Annotated in this window: 22 protein-coding genes; 3 read left to right on the top strand and 19 right to left on the bottom strand. The window is 50.2% G+C overall.

Annotated elements, in window-relative coordinates:
* Positions 1–368: 368 nt before the first annotated feature.
* Positions 369–1,472 carry an aminofutalosine synthase MqnE gene (gene mqnE, locus GOM71_RS21835; protein ID WP_156284955.1) on the top strand — a complete coding sequence of 368 codons (1,104 nt, stop codon included), beginning with the start codon at positions 369–371 and terminating at the stop codon, positions 1,470–1,472.
* 81 nt (positions 1,473–1,553) lie between these two features.
* Complete coding sequence (locus GOM71_RS21830) at positions 1,554–2,621, top strand: NAD(P)/FAD-dependent oxidoreductase (RefSeq protein WP_156284953.1); 1,068 nt, start codon at positions 1,554–1,556, stop codon at positions 2,619–2,621.
* Here GOM71_RS21830 and GOM71_RS21825 read toward each other — a convergent pair whose 3' ends face one another.
* A complete protein-coding gene (locus GOM71_RS21825) occupies positions 2,622–2,846 on the bottom strand; it encodes a YuzB family protein (RefSeq protein ID WP_156284951.1) in 225 nt (74 codons plus the stop codon).
* A gap of 93 nt (positions 2,847–2,939) precedes the next feature.
* On the opposite strand from GOM71_RS21825, the gene GOM71_RS21820 reads away from it, so the two are divergent.
* On the top strand, positions 2,940–3,185 hold the full coding sequence (locus GOM71_RS21820; protein ID WP_111148128.1) for a NifU family protein: 246 nt from the start codon (positions 2,940–2,942) through the stop codon (positions 3,183–3,185).
* A gap of 118 nt (positions 3,186–3,303) precedes the next feature.
* Here the strand turns inward: GOM71_RS21820 and GOM71_RS21815 are convergent, their stop codons facing one another.
* The 18 genes from GOM71_RS21815 to GOM71_RS21730 all read right to left on the bottom strand — a co-directional run bounded on the left by GOM71_RS21815 (position 3,304) and on the right by GOM71_RS21730 (position 23,701).
* Entirely contained in the window at positions 3,304–3,492 is a 189-nt protein-coding gene (locus tag GOM71_RS21815; protein WP_156284950.1) for a hypothetical protein, read from the bottom strand.
* A gap of 274 nt (positions 3,493–3,766) precedes the next feature.
* Entirely contained in the window at positions 3,767–4,468 is a 702-nt protein-coding gene (locus GOM71_RS21810) for a Cthe_2314 family HEPN domain-containing protein (RefSeq protein WP_253944971.1), read from the bottom strand.
* Between the two features lie 39 nt (positions 4,469–4,507).
* Positions 4,508–6,277 carry a UbiD family decarboxylase gene (locus tag GOM71_RS21805; RefSeq protein ID WP_156284946.1) on the bottom strand — a complete coding sequence of 590 codons (1,770 nt, stop codon included), beginning with the start codon at positions 6,275–6,277 and terminating at the stop codon, positions 4,508–4,510.
* Complete coding sequence (locus GOM71_RS21800; protein WP_156284944.1) at positions 6,274–7,206, bottom strand: COX15/CtaA family protein; 933 nt, start codon at positions 7,204–7,206, stop codon at positions 6,274–6,276. Before GOM71_RS21800 ends, GOM71_RS21805 begins: the two co-directional genes overlap by 4 nt.
* 242 nt (positions 7,207–7,448) lie before the next feature.
* Positions 7,449–7,799 carry a thioredoxin family protein gene (locus GOM71_RS21795; protein WP_156284942.1) on the bottom strand — a complete coding sequence of 117 codons (351 nt, stop codon included), beginning with the start codon at positions 7,797–7,799 and terminating at the stop codon, positions 7,449–7,451.
* Between the two features lie 30 nt (positions 7,800–7,829).
* Positions 7,830–9,428: a copper amine oxidase N-terminal domain-containing protein gene (locus GOM71_RS21790; RefSeq protein ID WP_156284940.1), complete on the bottom strand. Its 1,599-nt coding sequence runs from the start codon at positions 9,426–9,428 to the stop codon at positions 7,830–7,832.
* Positions 9,429–9,537: 109 nt separating this feature from the next.
* Positions 9,538–11,199 carry a putative polysaccharide biosynthesis protein gene (locus GOM71_RS21785; protein WP_156284939.1) on the bottom strand — a complete coding sequence of 554 codons (1,662 nt, stop codon included), beginning with the start codon at positions 11,197–11,199 and terminating at the stop codon, positions 9,538–9,540.
* A 33-nt stretch (positions 11,200–11,232) separates the two neighbouring features.
* Entirely contained in the window at positions 11,233–11,718 is a 486-nt protein-coding gene (locus tag GOM71_RS21780) for a DUF456 domain-containing protein (RefSeq protein WP_156284937.1), read from the bottom strand.
* Positions 11,719–11,734: 16 nt separating this feature from the next.
* Positions 11,735–12,481, bottom strand: a complete 747-nt coding sequence (locus tag GOM71_RS21775) for a Cof-type HAD-IIB family hydrolase (RefSeq protein ID WP_156284935.1) — start codon at positions 12,479–12,481, stop codon at positions 11,735–11,737.
* 126 nt (positions 12,482–12,607) lie between these two features.
* Positions 12,608–14,068: an ABC transporter substrate-binding protein gene (locus GOM71_RS21770; RefSeq protein ID WP_156284933.1), complete on the bottom strand. Its 1,461-nt coding sequence runs from the start codon at positions 14,066–14,068 to the stop codon at positions 12,608–12,610.
* Between the two features lie 166 nt (positions 14,069–14,234).
* Positions 14,235–15,686, bottom strand: coding sequence for an extracellular solute-binding protein (locus GOM71_RS21765; RefSeq protein ID WP_156284931.1), 1,452 nt, complete (start codon positions 15,684–15,686; stop codon positions 14,235–14,237).
* Positions 15,687–16,115: 429 nt separating this feature from the next.
* Complete coding sequence (locus GOM71_RS21760; protein ID WP_156284929.1) at positions 16,116–16,994, bottom strand: metal ABC transporter permease; 879 nt, start codon at positions 16,992–16,994, stop codon at positions 16,116–16,118.
* The gene (locus GOM71_RS21755; RefSeq protein WP_156284928.1) at positions 16,991–17,941 is read right to left on the bottom strand and encodes a metal ABC transporter permease; all 951 of its coding nucleotides are present in this window, start codon (positions 17,939–17,941) and stop codon (positions 16,991–16,993) included. Before GOM71_RS21755 ends, GOM71_RS21760 begins: the two co-directional genes overlap by 4 nt.
* A gap of 6 nt (positions 17,942–17,947) precedes the next feature.
* A complete protein-coding gene (locus tag GOM71_RS21750) occupies positions 17,948–18,745 on the bottom strand; it encodes a metal ABC transporter ATP-binding protein (RefSeq protein ID WP_156284926.1) in 798 nt (265 codons plus the stop codon).
* Positions 18,746–18,773: 28 nt separating this feature from the next.
* Positions 18,774–19,751 carry a metal ABC transporter solute-binding protein, Zn/Mn family gene (locus GOM71_RS21745; protein ID WP_156284924.1) on the bottom strand — a complete coding sequence of 326 codons (978 nt, stop codon included), beginning with the start codon at positions 19,749–19,751 and terminating at the stop codon, positions 18,774–18,776.
* A gap of 193 nt (positions 19,752–19,944) precedes the next feature.
* Positions 19,945–21,981: a peptidoglycan D,D-transpeptidase FtsI family protein gene (locus GOM71_RS21740; protein ID WP_156284922.1), complete on the bottom strand. Its 2,037-nt coding sequence runs from the start codon at positions 21,979–21,981 to the stop codon at positions 19,945–19,947.
* A 46-nt stretch (positions 21,982–22,027) separates the two neighbouring features.
* Positions 22,028–23,212: a transglutaminase domain-containing protein gene (locus GOM71_RS21735; protein ID WP_156284921.1), complete on the bottom strand. Its 1,185-nt coding sequence runs from the start codon at positions 23,210–23,212 to the stop codon at positions 22,028–22,030.
* Between the two features lie 33 nt (positions 23,213–23,245).
* Complete coding sequence (locus GOM71_RS21730) at positions 23,246–23,701, bottom strand: hypothetical protein (RefSeq protein WP_156284919.1); 456 nt, start codon at positions 23,699–23,701, stop codon at positions 23,246–23,248.
* Positions 23,702–23,977 lie beyond the last annotated feature (276 nt).

The raw sequence follows: 23,977 nt of genomic DNA, 5'->3' as shown, positions 1-23,977 counted from the left end.
CGGAGCTTAAAGTCACTCATTTGATACATCAGGATCTTTAAGCGGAGCTTAAAGTCACTCATTTGATACATCAGGATCTTTCCCTAACATAACTGTAAAAGCCATCCTTACTTACTTTTAGTATACTCCTCTTTCGCCGCTTCCTCAAGAGATGAACGCCGTTCGAAAGCAAAGCCCGCGCCGCGCGTTTATTGAAAGCGTTTGAATAAACTTTAAGGTTGCCCGACTTTCCGAACAGGTTTATAATAGGTTCAGCTTTCTGAATCGGCGCAGGCAAGTTCTTTTTTTCACAAACTAAATCCAGCAAATAAGTGAGCAAAGGAAATGAATATTCCTGTTCCTTCGCGCTTATTAAGGAGGTTATCAGCATGAATATGGCTGTGCATAGCGAGAACACGCATATGCAGCAAATTATCGAAAAGGTGCGGCAAGGCGAGCGGCTGACGCTGGAGGACGGCGTATTCCTCTACCAGTCCGACGACTTGCTGACGATAGGACAGCTTGCGAATGAAGTCAATCTTCGTAAAAACGGGAAAAAGGTTTATTTTATCGAAAATATGAGCCTTTATTTTACGAATGTTTGCGAAGCGCATTGCGCCTTCTGTAATTTCCGCAAGGATGAAGGCCAGGAAGGCGCCTACACGTTAAGCGGCCAACAGATGATCGAGTATGTCGAGCAGCATTTCCACCCTGGCGTACGCGAATTCCATATTGTCGGCGGCCATAATCCTCATGTTCCATTTCAGTACTACGTTGATTCGTTAAAAGCGTTGCATGAACGTTTTCCGGAAGTCACTCTTAAGGCTTACACGGCGGCGGAAATCGATTTCTTCTCGCGTATTAGCGGCCTGAGCTATAAGGAAGTGCTGCAGGAGCTGATGAAAGCCGGACTGAAATCGCTGACTGGCGGCGGCGCGGAAATTTTATCGGATCATTATCGTAAAAAAATGCGCGTCGACAAAGCGGACGTCAGCCAGTATCTGGAAGTGCATCGTACTGCTCACGGTCTCGGATTGCGCACGCATACGACGATGCTGTACGGCTCGATTGAATCCCATGAAGACCGGATCAAGCACTTGATTCATATTCGCGAGCTTCAGGACGAAACGAACGGCTTTCTCGTCTTTATCCCGCTTTCCATGCAGCCGATTAATCCGAAGGCAGGCATTCGCCGCCGCAATTCGGCGTTCGAAGACTTGAAAACAATCGCGATAAGCCGGTTGATGCTGGACAATATCCAGCATATTAAAGCTTATTTCATTAATATCGGCACGCAATTGACGCAGGTAGCTCTCACGATGGGCGCATCTGACGCGCATGGAACCATTGTGAAAGAAAGAATTAGCCATTCGGCAGGCGCATTGACGCCAGAGGGCATTACACGCGAGGATTTGATTTGGCTCATTAAAGGCGCGGGCCGAATTCCTGTTGAACGAGATACATTTTATAATGAAGTAAAGGTTTATGAGTAATCCTTCTCAATGACGAGCATATTAGCAAAATAAGGCCTTTATCAAAATTAATAAACATAGAATGTGGAGCAGTGAGATCGGATGAGAAAATTTGTCATACTAGGCGGCGGCTACGGCGGCCAAGCTATTGCAGCGGAGTTGCTCGAAAAGCAGCTCCCTCTTGATGTGGAAATCGTGCTTATCGACCGGATGCCTTATCAAGGTTTAAAAACGGAATATTACGCGCTTGCGGCGGGAACAGTTTCGGACCTGGAGCTTCGCGTCAAATTCCCGACTGATCCGCGCATTACAAATAAATACGGCGAGGTATCCGAGCTTGATTTGGAGAGAAAGCTTGTTTATCTCGAAGGGCAAGATCCCCTTGAATATGAATGGCTAGTCATCGGCCTGGGCTGTACGGATAATTATCACGGCATTGAAGGCGCTCAGCAATATTCTACAAGCATTCAAACCTTCTCGGCTGCACGCCGTACTTACCAGCTTCTGAACGATGTAAAACCGTACGGTCAAGTGTCAATCATCGGCGGCGGCTTGAGCGGCGTTGAGGTTGCGGCTGAATTGCGCGAAAGCCGTCCGGACTTGAACATTCGTATTATCGACCGCGGCCCGAGCGTACTTTCCGCCTTCCCTGGCTCGCTGCAAAAATTCGTTGCGCAATGGTTTAACGAGCATCACGTTGAAATGCGCGGCCACGTATCGCTTTCGCGTCTAGAGCAAGGCTCGCTTTACGACCAGCATAACGACGAGACGATTTTGACAGACGTTACAGTATGGACGGCAGGCATTCAGCCTGTTGAGCTCGTACAACGGATAAATCTTCCGAAGGACAAGCAAGGACGACTCATCATTAACGAATGGCATCAGCTGCCTGATCATACTGACGTTTTCGTCGTCGGCGACTGTGCTTCCCTGCCTTTGTCCCCTAGCGGACAAGCAGCTGGCGCGCAAGGCAAACAAATCGCCGAAGTTATGCATGCGGTATGGAATGATAAAACGCCTCGTCTCGGCAAACTAAATCTTAAAGGCGTTCTCGGATCGCTTGGCAAAAAAAGCGGCTTCGGCATGATGGGCGGTACGCCGCTCGTCGGCAAAATTCCGCGGCTCGTTAAGAGCGGCGTGCTCTGGAAATCGAAAAGGCACTTCGGCTAGTTAAATCGCAGCCTGCACCTTTTCACGCAATTCATCGGCTGTCTCCGCTGCAACGATTTGACCGTCGACCAGAGCGAATGGCCTTAAGTAACACTCGCCGCAGTTGCCAAGGCAGCCGTATTCAATAACGCGATATTGTTCGTTTTGTTCGAATTGCTTTAACAGTTTTTGGGCGCCGTCGTGATGCATGTTGCCGGCACAGAATTCAATCAACGGCTTGCTCAACTGGTTTCACCATGTCCTATCTTATAAAGGTTTGATATCCATTTTCATTCGCGTCACTTTGTACTATAATAGGGGAGAAAGGAGATGATTGCAATGAGTGAACAAACACAAGACACTATGTACGACGAAGTATTGGATGTACTCGATAAATTGCGTCCGTTTCTGCAACGCGACGGAGGCGACGTTGAACTCGTAGACGTGGAGGACGGTATCGTTAAACTCCGCCTTATGGGTGCTTGCGGCAGCTGCCCAAGCTCGACGATCACATTGAAAGCCGGCATCGAACGTGCCCTTCTCGAAGAGGTAGAAGGCGTTCAAGAGGTCGTACAAGTATTCTAAATGATGTAAAAGAAGGGGTCGCCTGTTTAGAGGTGGCTCCTTCTTTTTTTCCGGCCATCCACCCTGCTGTAACGGCCTCGCAGACTCTTTCGAATCATCCAAGAAGTGTATGCTTCTCCTAACGGATTAAAAATTTGTTAGAGATCGGCCTCTGCTTCGCGAACAGTCCTTCTGCCTCGTCCCAAGCAAACAGCGAATCAGCTTCGCAATATTGCGAATCCAAGTTCGCTGTAAAGGTTGCTTTGCCGCACACTTCCACAAACAACGAATCCAGTTTCTCTATCAGCGAACCAACATTCTTGAACAACGCACTTTAGTTCCCTATTCATATTCAAAGCTTCATTTCAAAGCTTTGCAAAGAAAGTTGCTTCGCTATTCAACGAACCGGCTTCGCTATTCAGCACATGATTCCGCACGATGCTGCTCTGACGAACTCTACGTCGCTATTCAGCGAACCGGCCTCGCTATTCCGATCACGGCTGCTGCACACGATTGCCTAAACAACAAAAAGCACCGGATTATACCGGTGCTTTCTTACACAACTTACTTGATCTTGTTCCGGATCGCATCAAAGCCGCCGGTTACGCTTTTCTAGTTTGAAGCTTTTCGCAGGCGTACTGAAAGGTAAGCGACAATGAATCGACAACGAGCTCCAGCCCTTGCCCCAGATCAGACGCTTGCGATGCGATATTTTCAAGCCGCACTTCTTCGCCGTAATCTTTGTGGCTTTGCACCAGGTCATCCTGCATTTCCGAATTCATATAATGAACCTCGACATTCCGCCGTTTCCGCAGTCGGTTCATCGCTTCTTTGTTTTTTTCTTTCACATCATTCAGCTTCCAGGTTAACCCCGGATGGGCATTCTTCTCCCTCATGTTGCGCAATACCGTAAAGTAGGAGAAATGAGGCTTGATTCGTTCCGTCTTCATTTCCAGCATATCGTTAAGCAAAATGCTAAGCTTATCCATTAGTGAAAACACACGAATGAAAGCATTTTTGTCAAAATAGACGTAACGTCGATAATCGAGCAATTCTTCCTCCGACATTTGGCTGACGGAAACGGCCTGTACGCGCTCGCGGTAACGGTTTGCCGCATAACAGCTTTGTTCCAGCTCATTTAATGACGCCAGCAGCCCCTTAGTCCATATCTCGTAGGTTCTAAGCTTGTGGTCGGTATCTTGCCCAGCCTCAACCCGGCTTTGCAGCATGGCAGCAAATTGATTCATTAAGCGGATTGCATCAGCCAGCTGGCCTTCTGCTTTCCGCTCCGGCTCGTCAAACATGAAACGCAGCAAAAGGATCAGCGCCCTTCTATTGTAACGTCATGATTTATTGAAATATTCATTCCAACGGCGATCTACAAGCTCCGTAATATCTTCACGCGGGAACAGCTCGTCCGGATAACCAGGCTTCATGCGGGCATCAATGACGATCGGCAGCTTATAGCCAAAGTGATGGCGGCGAATATCTGCATTCGCATAGATGTCGTCAGCCGGGTTAAACCGTGTAAATACGGTCCATAGAAACGGCGTCTGTGCATGAGCAATATTAGCATCATCAGCCAAAATAACGAGCGGCCACTCGGTGCTGCGCTCGGACAATCGCTGCAGCAGCCTTTGCGCAAGCTCCGGCTCCGCTTCATAAGAAGCGCCCGACACCACAAGACATCCGCGGCAGTACACTTGCGCGTTCGTAATTTCTTCAATAACGCCTTCTTCATAAGTGGAAGGCAGCTCGCGAACTTGTGCGCCAACGCCAAGCATAACCGCTTTACTCCCGTGATTCAGCTTGCCGCTCGTATAATCGAGCGTATCATGCGACGTCTCGTCGAAGACGAACAAGTCGGCATGCGGCTCGAAACGCTCAAGCACCGTTTCCAGCAGAACGTCGAACTTCGACAGATCGATCGGCTGATCGGTAATCATCAGAAACTTCGTGAGCGTCAGCTGGCCTTGGCCGAGAATGCTGAACGCCGTCGACAGCGCTTCGCGGGAATAGGACTCCCTGACGACAGCTGCGGCCAGCGCATGAACGCCGGCTTCCGCATAAGCCCACAGCTCGCGAACGCCCGGCATAACCATCGGGAACGCCGGTGCAAGCAGCCGTTGTAAATACTCGCCAAGGTAGTAGTCTTCCTGACGCGGTTTACCTACAATTGTTGCCGGGTAAATCGCATCTTTACGATGCCATACATGATCGACTTGGAAAATCGGAAAATCATGCGTTAGCGAGTAATAACCAAAGTGATCGCCAAACGGTCCTTCCGGACGGCGCAGATGCGGCGGCACTTTGCCGCTAATAACGAACTCTGCTTCCGAAGGGATGCGATGGCCGCCTTGCGGGTTTTGCACGACTGGCAATTTGTCGCCAAGAATAAGCGAAGCCATCAGCAGCTCCGGCAAATGCTCCGGAAGCGGCGCAATTGCCGATGCGATCAACGCCGGCGGCCCTCCGAGAAATACCGATACCGGCAGCGCTTCGTTGCGCTGCTCCGCCTCATAATAGTGAAAGCCGCCGCCTTTATGTATTTGCCAGTGCATGCCGGTCGTCGAATCGTCGAAAATTTGCATCCGGTACATGCCGAGATTATGCTTTTTGCGCGCCTGCAGACTTTCGGTATACACAAGCGGCAGCGTAATAAACGGGCCTCCGTCCTCTTGCCAGCTCGTCACCGCAGGAAGTCCGGCAAGCGGCCGATCCTTGCGAAGCGTCTGCAATACAGGCGAGTTTGCCGGTGGCGTCTCTTTCATGCCTACTTTAAGCATGTCCCATATTAAGTTTTTCTCTCCCCAGATCGCTTTGAGCGTCGGCGGCATAATCCGGTCCGCAGCTCCGACAATTTGCTTCATCAGCGCTTCCGGGCGCGGGCCGAATGCAAGATCTACTCTGCGGCTCGTGCCGAATAAATTCGTTACGACAGGAAAAGAGCTGCCCTTCACATTAGTGAAAAGCAGCGCGGGTCCTTCCTGTTCGATTACCCGGCGATGGATTTCAGCCAGCTCCAAATAAGGATCTACCGGCACATCGATAATCGCAAGGTCGTTATCTTTTTTTAATACCTCAATAAATTCGCGTAAGTTGTTAAAAATCAACCGTTATCCGTCCTCTCCTGCAACCGCTTGGAACGTATCAGCATATCAAGCAATATGCCGAACAAACCGGTAATAATTAAATTATGAAGCAAGCTTGTGAAAATAAACCAGTCCTCGTTCGATACTGTAGCTGTCAGCCACGCGCCGCTCAGCACTTGGCAGACGACGAGAATGACTGCCCAAGCCGCAGACACCTGCAGTCCTTCATTGCCTTTCGTTACCCGGCGAATATGAACGTACATGCCGAAAATGAGCAAACCGAGTATCAATCCTGCCACTCTGTGAATAAATACGATCGTTGTCGCGCCTTCAAACGCCGGAATGACTTCCCCGTTACAGAGCGGCCAGCCGACGCAGCCGCCTGCCGATTCCGTATGACGGATGAATGCCCCGAGATAAACAACGACATAACAATAAACCGATAGGGCTAAAGCCCGCGGATAAATCGAGCGCGGTACGACAAACGATGCCTGCCGTCCATTTTTCACCCGATAGGACCATACGACGAGCAGCAGTGTTGCAGCAAATGCGAGCAACGATATGCCGAAATGGATGGCCATGACCGGCGGAGACTGCGGCCACATTACCGCTGCCGCGCCCATCAGCGCTTGGACGATTGTAAAGGCAAGCGCTGCGCCAGCATAATAAAGCGGTTCAATAAAATCCGCTTTGTTGCTGCGGTATAGCCGATATGTCGCATAAAAAGCCGCTAGCACGAGAAGCCCTTCAAAGCCTGTTACAAGACGATGCGAATATTCAATTAATGATTCCAGCGTATAAGAAGGGACAAACTTACCGTTGCAGAGCGGCCAATCGTCACCGCAGCCTCGCCCTGATTCGGTATTCGTCACTAAAGCTCCGGCAAGCAGTACAAGAAGCATTCCGATGCACGATGCGAGAGCAAGCGTGCGAAAACGGCCGGTTACCATAATAAAATCACCTTTTTTCGGGTTTTCTTTTCACCTCACATTATAGCGATAACAATTGGCAAAAGCCATGTTAAAAATGTGACGTTTCCGTATTTAAAAGCAACTTTGAACTTTATGTTACGACATCGTCACCCAAAAAATCCGTTTCCGCCGGCAACTTCCCGAATCGAACCTGCGCATCCTAACGAAAATGGCTTCCGTCGCGCGAAAAACGCGAGGAAGCCATTTGTCGTTACTACTTCTTAGCCTCTAGGCAGCGTCTCCGCTACTTGAACAGCGCGCTCCAGAAACTGTTCGATTTCTTCGCGCGATTTGCGCAGTTTGCTTACGAAGCGAATCAGCTCTTGCCCGCCGCGGAAAGCGACAAAGCTAGGAATGCCGAGAATATTAAGCTCCGAGCATAGATCGGGAAGTTCATCGCGATCGATTTCATAGAAGTTGATTTTTCCGTTATAATTTTGTTCGACTTCCGGCATAAACGGCTCAATAAAGTGGCAATCCGGACACCAAGTCGTTTTAAATACAGCTACCGTAATGATATCTTCGCTTTGCACCGCTTCGCGGAATGCGGCATCTGTTGACAGTTTGTTCATACACACTCATCCTCCCGAAATAATATCTGTTTAAGCGACTTCGCGCTCAATGATAAAAGTATCTAAATCTCCATCGTCAAAGTAGGATTCCCAATGAATTTTTGCGTTAATCGCCGCTGCAAAACTGCGTGCAGGCACATACATAGCGCCATTTATTGCAGTCGCCGGGAAAGGCATTGTTGTGTCTTTACCGTTAACCGACATTGTATCGCTGCCTTCTTCAACATAAATCGTCGTATTCGTCACCTTATCCATAACTTTAACTTTTTTCGTTTGCTTATCAAAGGTTACTTCAGCGCCCATTAACTCAGCAACGTCACGCAGCGGAATCAAAGTAATATATTCCGGTGTTAAAATTGCAGGATATACGACGTAATCAGTAGGCAGCTCAACGATTTGCCGATTCATATGAAACTTGTTTTTAAGCAAGTTGTACGCTCCCGATTGTTTGTCGAACATGCGTAGCACTTCTAAGCTCGGCATTAATGAAAGCTCATCTGCATAAAACATATCGTCCGATACAACCGGCTCATCCGCTACTACTTCGCCATTCACATTCCAGCGCTCAGCTACGGCACGAATAGTAATCCCGTCAATCGGGAAGAAGAAGCTTTGATCCGGCTCAATAGTTGCTTCAAGCACCTGCTTGCGGATATCCAGTTTGCTGTCCACATAGAGCTCTGCTTTCACCGTCGTGTCCTCGTTGAACAAGTCTTCAAGCGTACGCCATTCTTCCGACTCTAATTCCTCAAGGTCATGCTTAGTTAGCGTTAACGTTTCCATAATATCTTTAACCGTCTCATTGATGATATCTTCCTTCGACTGGCCCTGCAAGTCAAGATTCAGCTCTTCGATCGGATTTACGATCGCGTCGGCGGATTCCCATACGCCCTCGTGCTCGGCAAGAAGTGTTACCATCGTCGCAACAAACTGCTTAAGCCCTTCTTTGTCGGCAATCAACGCATCAATGTAGCTCTTGATCCATTCCCAAATCGCAGGACCGTCAAGCTCAGTTGCAACATGAAATAAAGCGGTCTGTTGGCCGTTGATCGGCAGTTCGACTTTTTCAACCGTAAGCTTGTCCGGATTCGGCAAATTATTAATGATGTAGTTGCCTGCGCCGTCAATAAGCTTATGGCCGAGCTCCGTCAGCGAAGCTTGTTCTTCTTCTGTTGCGCCTTCGGTTTCAATGCCAATGATATCAGTTAAACCTTCTTGCGTCATATCCAAGTAGATCGGAGCTTTCGCCCCATCAATATCGATAACTGCCGCCTCATCGGACAGCTTTAAGCCGAATCCGATTACGGTAGCGTTCTTGCCGAAAATAATCTTTCCTTTGTAGGAAGCATGCGTTTCGTCTTGCACCTTCACTTCATCCAACTGAACTTTAAAATTCGAGAACAATTGCAAAAGCTCAAGTTCTTCCGCTTCCATTTCGTCCGCCGCATGCTTGTTCAGCTGCAGCTTCACCTCAAGCGTTTGCTTGCCTTCCATAGAGCTTACCTTCAAAACGTTTTTCAATACGCTGTTCAAGTCGACGCCGCCTACCGCTTGGCAGCCGGCCGCGATGACAAGAACAAGCGAGAGCAGCAATGCCAGTCCCTTTCTAACGGTGAACAGTCTTTTCAATGTTGGTTCCCCTCTCCCCAGAGTGAATAATGTTGAAGCCAGTCCGTTTCAATATATGAATCGCTTTGGATTAAAATGTTTGGAGGCTGGCATTACGGTTGCGCTGCCCTTAAGCCGATTTCGATTGAAATGGCTTCAGCAGCACAACAAACAGCTTGCGAAGAGGACCAGGGAACGACTTTGCGTCCTCGTACGTCACGACGCGGAGCACAGCAAGCAGCCCCAAGTAAAGGACGACGACAACGATGCCGGCTGCCGCAGCGGCAACCAAATATTCCAGCTTGTCCGGCAAGCCGCTCGCGAGCTTGCGCATGCCAAGCTCCGCACCCCAGCCGCCGGCGATAGACACCATAATCGTCAGCAAATAAGGAACCCAGCGGCGTCCCAGCACGACTAGTTTGACTTCTTTATTGATCGTCTCCAGATTGAGCCACGTAATTGCAATAAAGCAAACCGTCGAGGCGATAATAAGTCCGTATATGCCAAGGAGCGGAGCCAGCGCAACGCTCAGCAGCCCCTTCAAGCCGATGCCGACAAACGTATGCATCATCGGCTGGCGCGGCTTGCCAAGACCGAACAGAATCGAATTGGTCGTCATCATCGTCGCCTGAAATACGGTTCCTGCGGTCAATGCGGCTGCGACGCCGCTGCCGGACGGACTGCTGAACAGTAGTCCCGTTACGGAATAGGCAGCCGCAGTGAGCGTCAAAGCGGCCGGCACACCGGTAAACAGAACGATTCGCAGAACGAGCGCCGTTTGCCTCTGAACTTCGCTCATATTACGAAGCGAATAGGCCGCGGAAATGACCGGAATAATCGAGGTGCTCAGCGCGATGGCGAGAATCGGCGGAATGCCGGCAATCGATTGCGCTTTAAAGTTGAACTCGCCAAGGACGGCAAGCGCCTCCTTGTAGTTCTCGTAATACCATCCCTGGGTCAGCCTGATCAGGAAGGAAGCGTCGAACGTATAGATCAATTGCACGGTCATCGCCGTGATCACGATCGGAATCGAAATCGTAAAAATTTCACGATAAATGGTGCGGTAGGGCAATCTGGAGCCTTTCGGAACCTCGGCTGCTTCTGGCGCTTCAGTAAGGCTTGACTTGGCAGCCGCCCGTTCCCTGCGATCCGAGCGTTTAAGCTTGAAGGCAAACCATAGCATTACAATTAGCGCGCCTGCGCCGCCAAGCACATTGCCGAACGACGCTGCCGCTGCGGCCCATCTGTCGCCCCACCCCCATGCCAATACTAGAAGCGCAAGACCGACGCCGACAACGACGCGCAAAATCTGTTCGATAATTTGTGAAATTCCGCCGGCCGACATAATTTGACGGCCTTGAAAATAGCCTCTCATCATCGCGATAATAGGGAATATCAACAGTGTAGGCGCGATCGCGCGAATCGCCAGCTCCGCTCCAGGCGTTTTCGCAATATGTACAGCGTAATACGGAGCAGCGGCATAAATGAGCGCCGTCAACAATACGCCTGCCGCAGCGCCAAAGACGAGCGATGCCTGATAAATGCGCTGCGCCTCCTCCGGCCGCTGTAGCGCGTACCGCTCGGATACAAGCTTGCTGATTGCGCTTGGTATGCCGCCTGTCGCAATGACAAGAAGGGTCAAATACAGCGTATTGGCGATGGCGAAATGCGCTTCCCCTTCATTTTGCAAAATATGCTCCAGCGGAATGCGCTGGAATATGCCGAGAAACCGGGCGATAAGCGCGGCAGCGGCCAAAATAAGCGTGCCTTTGATTAAAGAATCTTTTTTCATGACGGATTTCCCTCTACGTTTCTCTGTTTCTGCTTAAAACCAAATGATCCATACGATGAACAAGATGATCATCGCCGCCTGCAAAATAAATTTCACGACGACGCTCGTCAGCAGTCCGACTAGCGAGCCCCAGCCGCTTTTAAGCGAATCGACGAATTTCGTTCCAATGATCAGCTCGCCGATGACCGCGCCGACGAACGGGCCGATAATAAGTCCAAATGCCGGAATAACAAACGGGCCGACAATAATGCCAATCGTACTCCCGATTACAGACGCCCTGGAACCTCCGAATCGCTTGACGCCCCAAGCGCTGACCGCATAGTCCGCTATGAATAATATAATGACGATCAGCGTCTGCACCGTCCAGAAAAACCATCCGAAAGGTTCAAAAGAAAAAAACCAGCCATACACGAAATAGGCTCCGTAAATAGCCAGCGCGCCCGGCAATATCGGGTAAATAGCGCCGGCCATGCCGACAACAAACAGCAGAATAACAAGCGACCAGCCTAAAATATCCATTCTCGCTCAACCTCTCCTACAATACGTATCGCTTAATAACCTCGGCAACGCCATGCTCGTCGTTGGTCAACGTCACGGCATCCGCCGCTTCTTTAACCGCCTCTTGCGCATTGCCCATTGCAACGCCCAATCCCGCTTCGCGAATGGCAGCGATGTCGTTCAAGCTGTCGCCGACGGCGACGACCTGCGACATTTCAATGCCCATAAGCGAGCACAGCTCACGAATCGCGCTTGCCTTCGTAATGCCCTTCGCATTCATCTCCCAATTCCAAGGCGATGAATTTGTAATTTCAAGCGCGCCCCATTCAGCTACCTCGTCATAAATACGTTGACGCACTTGCTCATCCTCCGTGTAATAACCGAACTTCAGCCAATGATGCGCCTCATAATCGGTTGCCGGATTAATCCAGCGCTCCAGATTGAATACTTCTTCCGTCGTATACGCCCAGAACCAAGTGCCCGGATGTTGCTGCGCGACCTCATGAAGCCGTTTCACATAGCCCGGGCTAAGAAGCGTCCGTTTGTGAAGCACATGCGGCTTCTGCCAAACCTCGCTGCCGTTAACCGTAATCATCGGCGTCTCCAGCTTGAGCTGCTCCGCAAACGGCAACGCGCTGCGGAAGCCGCGTCCGGTCGAGAAGCTGACCGTTATGCCCGCATCCAGAGCGCGCTGTATCCATTCACCATTCTCCTTGCTAATTTCGCTTTGCTCGTTCAATAACGTTCCGTCCATGTCTAGCGCGATCAGCTTGTAATCTCCCATGTTCCCTCCAGCATTCGCTCTCTAATGTTTGTTATACTGCCATTTTAGCACAAAATGGAGAGATTCCAAATGAAAAAGGGGCTATCCCCAGCCATCTTTGATGGCCGGGGATAGCCCTGTTTATCATTATTGCGTGCCTGTGGCAGTACCTTCAGCCGTTCCAGCGGCTTGCGAATCCGCTGCCGGCTCTTCCTTCTTGCCGGCTTGCTCGCTTTTGCCCTTATCAAGCATTCCTTGGCCAACCGTCTGCAGCTGGGAGAGCGCTTCATCAATCGTCGCTCCGCCGCTTTTCACCTTATCCAGCTCCATTTGCGCCGCGCCCATAAATTCCATCTGGAAGTTTTCAGGCAGCTTGTCATAATCTTTATACATATTAAAAGTGCTAGGCTTCAATGTATAGAATGCCGCAAAATTGCGATTGTCCGGATTGTCCAAGTACTTGACCCGAGCCGGGAAATTGCCGAAGCCATACGATTTGGACGTAACGCGGGCATATTCGTCTCCGGTTATATATTTCAGGAAGGACCATGCCGCATCCTTATTAGCCGCTTTGCTGTTAATAGCAAAAATGTTATAGAATTTGACCATGCTGCTGTATTCCGGATTCGCCGGGTCGACCGGAGCCGTAACGAGGTCCCAATTGCTGACAAGCTTCGATTGCTGGTCTTCTTTCAAAAAATTTTTCGCCTGTTTAATTTGCTGCATAATATATGGCCCTTCAGTCATCATAGCCACTTTGCCCGACAAAAAGGGATTGCTGAGCAGATACTCCTCATACGAGCCTCCGCCCATCATATTTTGTGGGTCTTCGACATAAAGCGCCTTCGAATTGATCGCATCAAGCGCTGTTTCAACGGTTGTCTTCCAGCCTGCCGTATTGATTGTCATTTCCATTTTGGAAGGATTGACATAGCTCATATTCTGAATTGAACCCATCTGGACAGCCATATCGAACAAGTTGTTGCTATAGCCGAATTTCAAACCGTATACGCGTTCCTCGCCTTCGCCGTCTGTCGGAAAGCGTTTAGCCAGTTGAATAAGGTCGGTATAGCTCATTTTGTCTTTCGGATACTCGATGCCGTATTTGTCAAACAGATCCTTATTGTAATACAAGGCCTGGCTCGAAAAATCGCCCGCCAAACCGTAAATTTTACCGCCGCCCATTTCCTTCAAAAAGTCCAGCATGCCCGGAACAAGGCCTTCCGTTTCGTACTTGTCCTTCTCGATCAGACTGTCCAGCTCGGCAAGCTTGCCTTCTGCCGCGCTCCTAGAATATCTTTCCGGATCAAGCAAAATAATATCGGGCTGTTCCTTCTCGATAAATGCATCCAGCAGCTTGTTATACTCTTCCTGCCCGTTTTCGGACCGGATCGATTGCGTAGACACCACCTCAATGTTCACATTCGGATAAAGCGCCGAGAAAAGCATGCCATACTGCTGATAAAAAGATTGCTCTTCATAAAACATTACCCGCAGCGTTTGCTGCTCGTCTTTAGCGTCATTGCCCCCGCCAAAGCTGCAGCCTGTCAACGCGATCATCATTGCCGCGGAAGCCAGCATAGGCTTTCGTTTCATCCATTTCATCATCTCTTGTAACACTCCTCTAATATTGATCTAATAGGCCCCATCATGGAATAGACGTTATAAAATCGGTTTCGGTTTCATTTTTTGGAAAAATTTATTAAAAATGAAAAAAAGCCAAAGGTTCCGTTACCGGATTCTTTGGCTTGGTATATTTATTTTACGCTTATACTTATTGCGAAGCTCCCTCGGTTGCGTTCGATTCAGCGGCTTGCGAATCCGTTGCCGGCTCTTCCTTCTTCTCCGCTTGAGCGGCTTTCCCTTGATCAATCATCCCTTGACCTACCGTCTGAAGCTGCGCGAGCGCATCGTCAATCGTTGCACTGCCGGCTTTAACCTTCTCCAGCTCCGCCTGAGCCGCGCCGTAAAATTCCTGATTGAATTTCTCTGGCAGCTTGTCATAATCTTTGTACATATTAAACGGGTTAGGCTTTAAAGCATAAAAGGCGGCAAAATTGCGGTTGTCCGGATTATCGAAATATTTGACACGAACCGGGAAGTTGCCGTATCCGTATGATTTAGAACTTACGCGGGCAAATTCGTCACCGGTAATGTACTTCAAGAAGGTCCATGCCGTTTCCGTATTCGCCGCCTTGCTGTTAATTCCAAAGATGTTGTAGAAGTTAACCATACTGCTGTATTCCGGATTCGCCGGGTCGACCGGTACCGTCACCATATCCCAATTGCTGATCAGCTTTTCTTTCTCTTCATCTTTCAAATAAACTTGCGCTTGTTTCAGTTGAGTCATAAAATAAGGTCCGTCAATCATCATTGCTACCTTGCCCGATAAGAACGGATCTCCCATTAAATAGTCTTCGTATGTTTTTTCTCCGTCCATCGATTGCTGGTTTTGCAAATAAAGCGCCTTCGAATTTATCACATCAAGCGCCATTTCGAATACCGACTTCCAACCTGTCGTATTGATCGTCATTTCCTGTTTCGTCCCGTTGACGTAGTTCATGCTAAGCGCGCCGCCTAGCTGAGTTCCTATATCAAATAGGCTGTCGCTGTAACCGAACTTCAGGCCGTAAACACGGTCCTTGCCCTCGCCGTCCGTAGGGAACCGTTTAGCCAGCTGTATCATTTCGGAATAGCTCATTTTATCTTTCGGATATTCGATGCCGTACTTGTCGAACAGATCCTTATTGTAATACAAGGCCTGGCTTGAAAAATCAGCCGACAAGCCGTAGATTTGGCCGCCGCCCTTTTCCTTTAAGTAGTCCAGCATTCCCGGAACTAAACCTTCCGTATCGTACTTGTCCTTCTCAATCAAGCTGTCCAACGCAGCAAGCTTGCCGTCCGCCGCGCTTTTCGCATATCTTTCCGAATCAAGCATGACAATATCGGGCTGTTCTTTCTCAATGAAATCGTCCATCAGCTTATTATAATCTTCGCCTTCTTCCGGCCGGATCGATTGCGTAGACACAACCTCGATGTTCACATTCGGATAAATGGCCGAGAAGAGCATGCCGTACTGCTGATAAAAAGACTGCTCCTCGTAGTACATAACCCGGAGCGTTTGCCGCTCGTCCTTGGCGCTGTTTCCCCCTGAACTGCATCCCGTTAATGCGATCATTGCCGCTGCGGCAGCCAGTATTGGCTTTGGCTTCAACCATTTGTTCATTTCTGCTAACACTCCTCAAAATATTTATCTCCAACATGAGATAGACGGTATTAAACCGGATTTAGTTACATTTTTTAGGGTGTTTTTTTGGGAATTTTTATTTTAATTTTAATGTCCAACAACAGAAAAAAACCAAAGCTCCCGTTACCGGATGCTTTGGCATCATCATGTTTTCCGAAATGTTATGCGGTTCTCTTCCACACTCTTAATGAGGTGATTGGATAAATTTGCCTCAAAGGAAGCAAGCTTGATTGCAATATTTACCAAATAATAGTATGGCATATCCGCAACAAACGGAGCAAGTGAATGATTCTGGAGAAGCGTCAGCGCTCGCCTTTGTATATGAATTCCGACTAATAATAGTTTAATTTGGAATCCGGATTCAACAGCGATCGTAAGAACATTCACTTGTGTAGTTTGCTTGCATTGTTATGCGATGCTTTTTAGACTTCGCATACGAAGTTTTTTGGCAATCAACCCGTGGGAAGGCGAGAATAGTAGTGCAAGAATAAATAGCAAGGCTGCGGCGCAAACGATGCAGCCGGCAATCGAAGCGTCTAAGACGGTTGCCGCTCCATAGCCGAGAAATGTGCTGAATATGCCTGCTGCGACGCTAAACAAAATCATCACGCCAAGCCGATCGGTCAACAGATAGGCGGTCGCAGCTGGAATGATCAACAGTCCAACGACAAGAATCGCGCCTACGCTCTCGAATGAGCTGACAGTAGCCATCGAGACGAGGCCCATTAGAAAATAATGGAACAAGGCGACCGGAATGCCGCAAGCCGCAGCAAGCGCAGGATCAAAGGCGCAAAGCTTGAACTGCTTGTAGAACAAGCCTATAACCGATGCGATTACCGCTAACGTAACGCCTAGCAGCCATACCGCTTTCGGCCCCAGACTCATTCCGTTAATCGTCCATACGTTCCAATGGACATAGGCAATTTCGCCGTACAATATCGCATCCTGATCCAGATGCGCCTGACGCGCGAACAAGCTGACAAGCAGCACGCCGGCCGCGAACATCGCCGTAAACACGACGCCGATCGACGCGTCGGATTGAATACCGTGCTGCTGAAACAGCTGAATAAGAAATACGGCCAGCAAGCCGGTCACCATCGCCGCGACCAGCATAAGCAACGAATCTCGCGAACCACTGAGCAGGTAGGCAATGACGATTCCCGGCATGACCGCATGGCTGATCGCGTCGCCGATCATCGCCATTTTGCGAAGCACGAGAAAGCTTCCGAGAATGCCGCAGCAGCTCGCAACGAGCGCACCGGTCAGCAATATCCAAAAATGACTCATAGCGCTGCCTCCTTCTTCGCGGTTTCCTGCACACGATGCTCTGGAATAGGAGTAGCTTCAGCCAGCCTGCGCTTTACTCGCAGCTGAATAATCCGCTTTGCGACCAGTCCTTTTTGCGTCCCGAACAGCACTGAAGCAATAAAGACTGCGGTTGCGGCCAGTACAGTCAGCGGACCGGTAGGCAAATTCGCCGCCGTGCTGCTAATTACCGTCCCGACAGCTCCGCTGATTGCGCCGAACAGTCCCGATACGGCTACCATGGCGCCCAGGCGATGCGTCCAATATCTTGCCGAAACCGCAGGCGTAATAATGAGCGCCGCAACGAGAATAACGCCAACCGCTTGAATGCCGACAACAACAGCGATTACCATCAGCAGCATAAGCAGCTGCTCCAGCAGCGATACCGGCAAGCCCATTCCCCGAGCGAAGCCAGGATCGAACGAAATAAGCTTAAATTGCTTGAATAGCACGACACAAACAGATACAAGCAGCAGGCACACAATCGCCATCGTCGCCACATCGGAAGCGACCATCGCCGCCGCTTGCCCGAAGAGGAATTTGTCTAAACCGGCTTGATTTCCGTAGCTGCCATGCTGAATGATCGTTAATAGCACAATGCCAAGTCCGAAAAAGCTGCTAAGCACAATTCCCATCGCCGCATCATGCTTGATCCGCGAATGGCGGGTAATAAAGCCGATGCCGAAGGTTGCGGCGATTCCGGCGATTCCGGCTCCAAGCAGAAACAACGGCAGCGATTTCGTTCCGGTCAGCATAAACGCGATACAGATGCCGGGAAGCGCCGCATGGGCGAGCGTATCGCCCATCAAGCTCTGCTTCCGCAAATAAGAGAAGCAGCCGATGACCCCGCTGCTTAATCCAAGCAGGGTGCAGCTTAAAAAAATCCATTGCATATTCGGGTCATGAAGAATCGCCCATAAGCTTGCCATCACGGATCACCCTTTCGTTTCCTCGCGCCCGCCGCGATCGAGAAACGCCAGCCGGCCGCCGTACGTCTGCTGCAGCAGCTTCTGTGTGAACACTTCCTCTGTAGGGCCATAGGCTTGCAGCTCCACGTTCAACAAAAGAACGGAATCAAAATATTCCTGAACGGTCGCCAGATCATGATGCACGACAATAACGGTTTTCCCTTGCCGTTTCAGTTCCTGAAGCAGCGTAATAATCGCTTTTTCCGTCGCTGCGTCAACTCCGGCGAACGGTTCATCCATAAAATAGAGGCTCGCGTCTTGCGCCAGCGCTCTAGCCAAAAATACGCGCTGCTGCTGGCCTCCGGACAGCTGGCTGATTTGCCTGCCGGCGAAGTCGGCCATTCCGACCTTCGCGAGGCTCTCCATCGCGATTGCCCGCTCTTTGACGCCGGGGCGGCCGAACCAGCCAAGATGGCCATAACGGCCCATCGTGACAACATCAAGCGCGTTCGTCGGAAAATCCCAATCGACCGATTCGCGCTGCGGCACGTAGCCGACCAGCTTTCGCTGCTGCTTGTATGGCTTGCCATAGACAAGCACCTCGCCGCTCAGCTTTGGAATGAGACCCAATACCGCCTTCATCATCGTCGACTTGCCGGCTCCGTTCGGCCCTATGACTCCAATCAGTTCGCCTTCTTTTACAGTAAAAGAAACATGCTGCAGCACCGGCTTTTTCTGATAGGCGACGCTCAACCCTTGAACGGTCAGCGGAGCTGCCTCGACGCTGATGTTGGCTGCGTTTCTCAACGGCTCTGTACGATTCATCCCGATCCCTCCCATTCCTTCCCTCTTTCTATTTCAACGCATTGACGATTGTATCTACATTATGCTTTACCATCCCGATATAGGTGCCTTCGACCGTTCCTTCGTCGCCCATTGCGTCAGAGAACAGCTCGCCGCCAATCGTTACTTCATGTCCCAGCTGTTTCGCGCCTTCGATTACCGATTCAATCGATTTGCGCGGCACGCTCGACTCGATGAATACCGCTTTAATTTGATTGTCCACGAGGAAGTCGCGAAGCTTGCTTACATCCTTTGAGCCGTATTCCGACATCGTATTCATGCCTTGCAGCCCCGTCACCTGAAGACCATATTCGTCACCGAAGTAGCCGAACGCGTCGTGAGCAGTTACGAGTATGCGGCTTTGCTCCGGAATCAGCTTAATCTGCTCGCTTACGTACAGGTCCAGCTTATCAAGCTCTTTCAAATAAGCTGCCGCCCGTTCTTTATAGCCGTCCGCGTTAGCCGGATCTTTCTCGGCCAGCGTATCGCGCACAACTTCGGTTGCCGACATCCACAGCTTCACATTGAACCAGATATGCGGATCATGCGAGCCGCTGCCGCCTTGCGGATTTGCGCGAAGCTGTTCCTCTTTCAAGTTAGCCGATACAGCAACTGTCGGTTTGGTCCGTTCCAGCTTCTCGAACATCTCCGCCATTTTGCCTTCCAGATGAAGTCCGTTATAGAAAATGACATCGGCATCGTCCAGCTTCTTAATGTCGCCTTGCGATGCCTTGTACAGATGCGGATCGATGCCAGCTCCCATCAGGCCTTCTGCAGCTACGTTTTCCCCGCCGACCTCTTTGACAATATCGGCAATCATTCCTGTCGTTGCCGTTACCTTCAGTTTGCCTTCTGGACCTGACACATCCTGTTGGTCCGCTGCGCAACCGGCAAAAAGCGTCACGCTTAGCGATAAAAACAAAATAGTGAAAATGAATCGTTTAAAAGCAGGATAAGATGCAATAGGACGTTTAATCACAACAATCATCTCCTCAATCGTATATTAATTTGCATGGACGAACATTTTTTAGATAAAAGACTCTTTTTTTCTATTATACAAAAAAGTTTCTCTGATGCAACTTTTTTTTTATTTTATGCGGTCGCCAGAAAAAAAGAACGTAGTGTTTCAACTTCATTCCAGATGAAGTCGAGACACTACGTTCTATGCTTTAGATCGTATGCTATTGCGCTGCCGCGCCGTCCGGCAAAGAGGACGTTTGCTTGCTTTTGCCGGGCACTCCGTTCAAGCCGATCTCGTAATCATACGCGTCAAAAATTTGGCGGGCAATCGGCGCCGCGCCCCAGCCGCCGAACTCGCCGTCAGGAACGACGACCGCAACGGCCAGCTTCGGATTTTCGGCGGGAGCGTAGGCAATAAATACGGCATTATCCGCCATTCGTCCGGCAACGCTGGACTGGGCTGTGCCGGTTTTCCGGTTAAAGCTGTACGAGACGCCATCAAAGCCCTGTACGCCTACTCTAGACATCCCAGCCTCGATTTCTTTCCAATACGAGTCCGGCAAATCAACCGTATTGAGAACTTCCGGCTTAAAACCTTGAATGAGCGTCCCGTCAGTGCTTTTAATTTCATTCACAAATTGCGGCTTCATCCGTTTGCCGTGATTGGCAAGCATCGAGGCATATTGCACGAGCTGAAGCGGCGTATACCGGGCTTGCTGTCCGAACGATGCGCGAATGAGCGCCGATTGCGAGCTCGCGTTCTCTGCTTCGTGATAGTAGTCGATCGTGCCGGTAATTTCGCCCGGCAACCCGCTCCCCGTAAGGACGCCAAGTCCAAACTGCTTCATATAGCTGTCCCACACGTCTACGCCTTTAATGCCTTTATATTTCTCATACAGCTTGTTGCCAACCATCGCTGCCATAAACGGGTTGGACGATTTCTCAATCGCTTTTGCCGGATCGAGTTTGCCATACGCATGATCCGATGCGTTCTTGATCGGCACTTTATGGCCTTCTTTACCGAAATAGAATACGCCATTATCATTGTATCGGGTTTCCGTCGTAAACAGCTTCTCATTGAGCCCGATCAGGATCGAGAGCGGCTTCATCGTCGAGCCCGGCGGCACGAGCGAGGAAGGATGCTTCGCCCGCTCCTTGTCGGAATCGTACTTCGCGTATACCTCGCGGATGGTCCCGTTGCCAAGCGCCGTTTGGAAGTTGTTATAGTCCTCCGTAGTGATTCGGCCGCCCGCCCAAATATTCGGGTCGTAATCCGGCATGCTCGCCATGGCGACCACCTTGCCCGTCTCAACTTCCATTGCTACTGCATAGCCTGTTTTCGCAAATTCCGCGCGTTCGAACGATAACGGCGAGGTGCTAATTTTTTTAATATGATTAACGATCGCTTCCTCGGTTTTCAACTGCACGTTCTGGTTAATCGTCAAATACAAATCCGCTCCCTTTTGCGGGTTTGTAATTTCCATCGGTCCGATAATGCGCTCCGCATTGTTGACCGGATATTGCTTAACGCCGTTCGTGCCGCGAAGCACGTCCTGATACATGTATTCGAGTCCGTCAAAGCCGACATCCTCTTCATCCAAATATTCATAAAGCGAGTCCTCTTCCTCGCCTTTCGCCTTGTAAAAATCGATCGAGTCGCGAACGCCGCGATACTTTTTCAAATAGCCGACGAGCTGAACCGCCACCGTGTCTTCGTTGTAATTGCGGACGCTCTCCTCAATGATGTCGATGCCTTTGAACTCGCTGCGATGCTCCATGAAATAGGCGATTTCCTCCGATGTCAACCCCGATTTAATCCGGCGAGGCGTCGAGATAACGTTGCGGCGGAATTCAAGGTCCATCTGCCGGATAATATCCTCTACAGTCATCGCATATTGCGGGTCGCCGAGTTCTTCAAAAATTTCATAGAGCCTTTGCGCAATCGCTTCGGCGTCTTCCGACTTCTTTGTTTTGAAATCCGGAGATATCGTGAAGTAGAGCGATTGCGTCGACGTCGAATACGCGATCGGCGTTCCGTCCGAGGAATAAATGTTGCCGCGGATCGGCGCAATCAGCACTCTTCGCGTGCTCTTCTTGTTACCCTCCGCACTAAGCGTCGGTCCTTCGACGAATTGCAAAATAGCCAATTGAATAATAAGAATGCTGAAAAGTCCAAATACAATAAAGAAGAAAAAGTTCAATCGAAAAGAAAAATGACGCCGGTTCGTAATTTCCCGCTTTTGCGGATCGTCGTGCAATGCTCTCACCCCATGTAAATAAAATGCTTATATCCTTTAAACTTCGTTACGTCTCCCTAATATGCGTCTGCTCGAAGCCCGGCGGGTTGAACCAATCTCCGGAGGAGGCCCAAGTAGCGTCAAGCGGAATCCAGCTTCCCTGCTCCCCGCCGATACGCACCTCATTCCAGGCGTGAGGGCCGTATCCTCCCCGTCCGTCAGCGCCAAGTCCGGTAACGACTCGCACTTCAAGACCGGCCGCTCTAGCCATAACGGCATAAAGGCGGGCAACGTCGATGCATACGCCGGTTCGCGTATCAAACGTATCCTGCGGCGTCTGCTCCTTCCACACACCCCGCTCCTCGTAATTGCGGGCTTTATCCCAATCATACGCGATTCTCGTGCCGAGCCACGCATAAAGCGCACGCGCTTTCGCCTCGTCATCATCGGCGTCCTTCGTCACTTGAAGCGCAGCCGACTCGATGTCTGCAGGAATCGCATAGTCAATAATTTCATATTTGCGCTGTAAAATGTTCTGAAATTCCGCTTGCGCTGCTTCCGCAAGCACCGGTCCTTGACTGGCAATCACATCGCCTGCTACCGGCTCCAGCACAGCAGCCGCTTCGCGATAGACGGGAGACTGCTTAATCGTTTCCACCATGATGCCGTTTGGTACCATCGACACATAAATAAATAACGCAGCAATGAAGACGAAGGCGCGCCCGGAGCCGTGAATGGCGCCGATTAATGCGCCGGCTGCCCGGCTTGCGGCGCGGTCGCCGGTTGCTGGCTCAGCCGCATGCCTGCCCTTTCCTCTGGCGCCCGCCGCTTCGCCGTTCCCCAAGCGAAGCGACGGCAGCCGCCAAATAAGCGGCGTCAACAGATACGACACCGCAAGCCTGAGCAGCCCATACGACAGCAAGAACAGTACGCCAAATCGCAATAAAGCAAAATCTTTGACGCTGGTCACCCATGTGTACCACAGCTGCGCGAACGTATCGAGCTCCTGCTTCGGCACGACAATGCGTCCGGCAAGCCACTTGGCAATGACCGGTGACAGGCTTTCGGCAATTCTGGCCGCAAAGAACAACGACACGACGATCCATATGCCGTCCCAAACAAAAAAGAAAAGGCGCTTCGCAGAACCCGACGCGCCTCTCCTCATCCCTTGCAGGAGCGAAATCAGCAGCAAGGCCAGAACGATAAGCGTGACGGGTTCCCACCAAGCTGCCGAACGAACCCAATCTGTCATAAATCATCGCTCCTTACCAATAAACCTGCTTCGCTAAGCTTTGCTATTCTGCTTCGCTTGGTCGATTAATGCTTGTATGGTATCGTCAATCTTCCAGGTGCCCAGCGGCGTATTGCGGAAAGATACCGATACTTCCCTTTCGCCCGGTTTGCCTGTCAGCGTCAAATTGTCTGTTTTTACAGTAAACGAGCCGTCCGAGTTCGTTGTAAATGTGGCATTGCTAATCTCGCCAACCATGGCGTCAACCGCTTCTTCCTTGACGTTGTCGGCCACTTTAGCCCCGATTGCCTTCAGATCATCCATGCTATATCCGCTGTATAAGACTATGCCAACGACGATAACAGCGGCGAACGCCCAACGGAGCACCGTTTTCACAATACGCATGATGAGCAGCAGAACGGCAAGCGCAATCGCCAGCACGATCCAATGCTCCTTAAGAAACGTGCTCCATGTGTTCCAATCGTAACTTGAGAAATCCAAAAAATCCATTGTTATCCCCCCTATTATAACGCGGGCGAGCACCCATTATCAAACATTATACCCCACCCATAATATGCCGTAAACGCCGCCCTTTCCGTTGTGCAGACATATCTTGTCCCGATTAGACGTACAAGTAGATTATGAACGCTGCTTAGCACATGCTTTCGAAGCAAGTTTTGCTTCGCAAAACTAAGCGTATGCTTTCGAAGCAAGTTTTGCTTCGCAAAACTAAGCGTATGCTTTCGAAGCAAGTTTTGCTTCGCAAAACTAAGCGTATGCTTTCGA

It is taken from the genome of Paenibacillus sp. NEAU-GSW1, assembly GCF_009737085.1.
Taxonomy (GTDB): Bacteria; Bacillota; Bacilli; order Paenibacillales; family Paenibacillaceae; genus Pristimantibacillus.
Note: the sequence above shows the minus strand (reverse complement) of the source record. Positions and strands in the feature narration are given on the sequence as shown.

Coding starts and splice junctions, on each gene's coding strand:
- GOM71_RS21750 (WP_156284926.1), bottom strand. CDS start 18,745: ATGAATCGTACAGAGCCGTTGAGAAACGCAGCCAACATCAGCGTCGAG.
- GOM71_RS21795 (WP_156284942.1), bottom strand. CDS start 7,799: ATGAACAAACTGTCAACAGATGCCGCATTCCGCGAAGCGGTGCAAAGC.
- GOM71_RS21735 (WP_156284921.1), bottom strand. CDS start 23,212: ATGACAGATTGGGTTCGTTCGGCAGCTTGGTGGGAACCCGTCACGCTT.
- GOM71_RS21755 (WP_156284928.1), bottom strand. CDS start 17,941: ATGGCAAGCTTATGGGCGATTCTTCATGACCCGAATATGCAATGGATT.
- GOM71_RS21785 (WP_156284939.1), bottom strand. CDS start 11,199: ATGAAAAAAGATTCTTTAATCAAAGGCACGCTTATTTTGGCCGCTGCC.
- GOM71_RS21745 (WP_156284924.1), bottom strand. CDS start 19,751: ATGATTGTTGTGATTAAACGTCCTATTGCATCTTATCCTGCTTTTAAA.
- GOM71_RS21730 (WP_156284919.1), bottom strand. CDS start 23,701: ATGGATTTTTTGGATTTCTCAAGTTACGATTGGAACACATGGAGCACG.
- GOM71_RS21820 (WP_111148128.1), top strand. CDS start 2,940: ATGAGTGAACAAACACAAGACACTATGTACGACGAAGTATTGGATGTA.
- GOM71_RS21810 (WP_253944971.1), bottom strand. CDS start 4,468: ATGTTTGACGAGCCGGAGCGGAAAGCAGAAGGCCAGCTGGCTGATGCA.
- GOM71_RS21800 (WP_156284944.1), bottom strand. CDS start 7,206: ATGGTAACCGGCCGTTTTCGCACGCTTGCTCTCGCATCGTGCATCGGA.
- GOM71_RS21830 (WP_156284953.1), top strand. CDS start 1,554: ATGAGAAAATTTGTCATACTAGGCGGCGGCTACGGCGGCCAAGCTATT.
- GOM71_RS21775 (WP_156284935.1), bottom strand. CDS start 12,481: ATGGGAGATTACAAGCTGATCGCGCTAGACATGGACGGAACGTTATTG.
- GOM71_RS21760 (WP_156284929.1), bottom strand. CDS start 16,994: ATGAGTCATTTTTGGATATTGCTGACCGGTGCGCTCGTTGCGAGCTGC.
- GOM71_RS21770 (WP_156284933.1), bottom strand. CDS start 14,068: ATGATGAAATGGATGAAACGAAAGCCTATGCTGGCTTCCGCGGCAATG.
- GOM71_RS21780 (WP_156284937.1), bottom strand. CDS start 11,718: ATGGATATTTTAGGCTGGTCGCTTGTTATTCTGCTGTTTGTTGTCGGC.
- mqnE (WP_156284955.1), top strand. CDS start 369: ATGAATATGGCTGTGCATAGCGAGAACACGCATATGCAGCAAATTATC.
- GOM71_RS21765 (WP_156284931.1), bottom strand. CDS start 15,686: ATGAACAAATGGTTGAAGCCAAAGCCAATACTGGCTGCCGCAGCGGCA.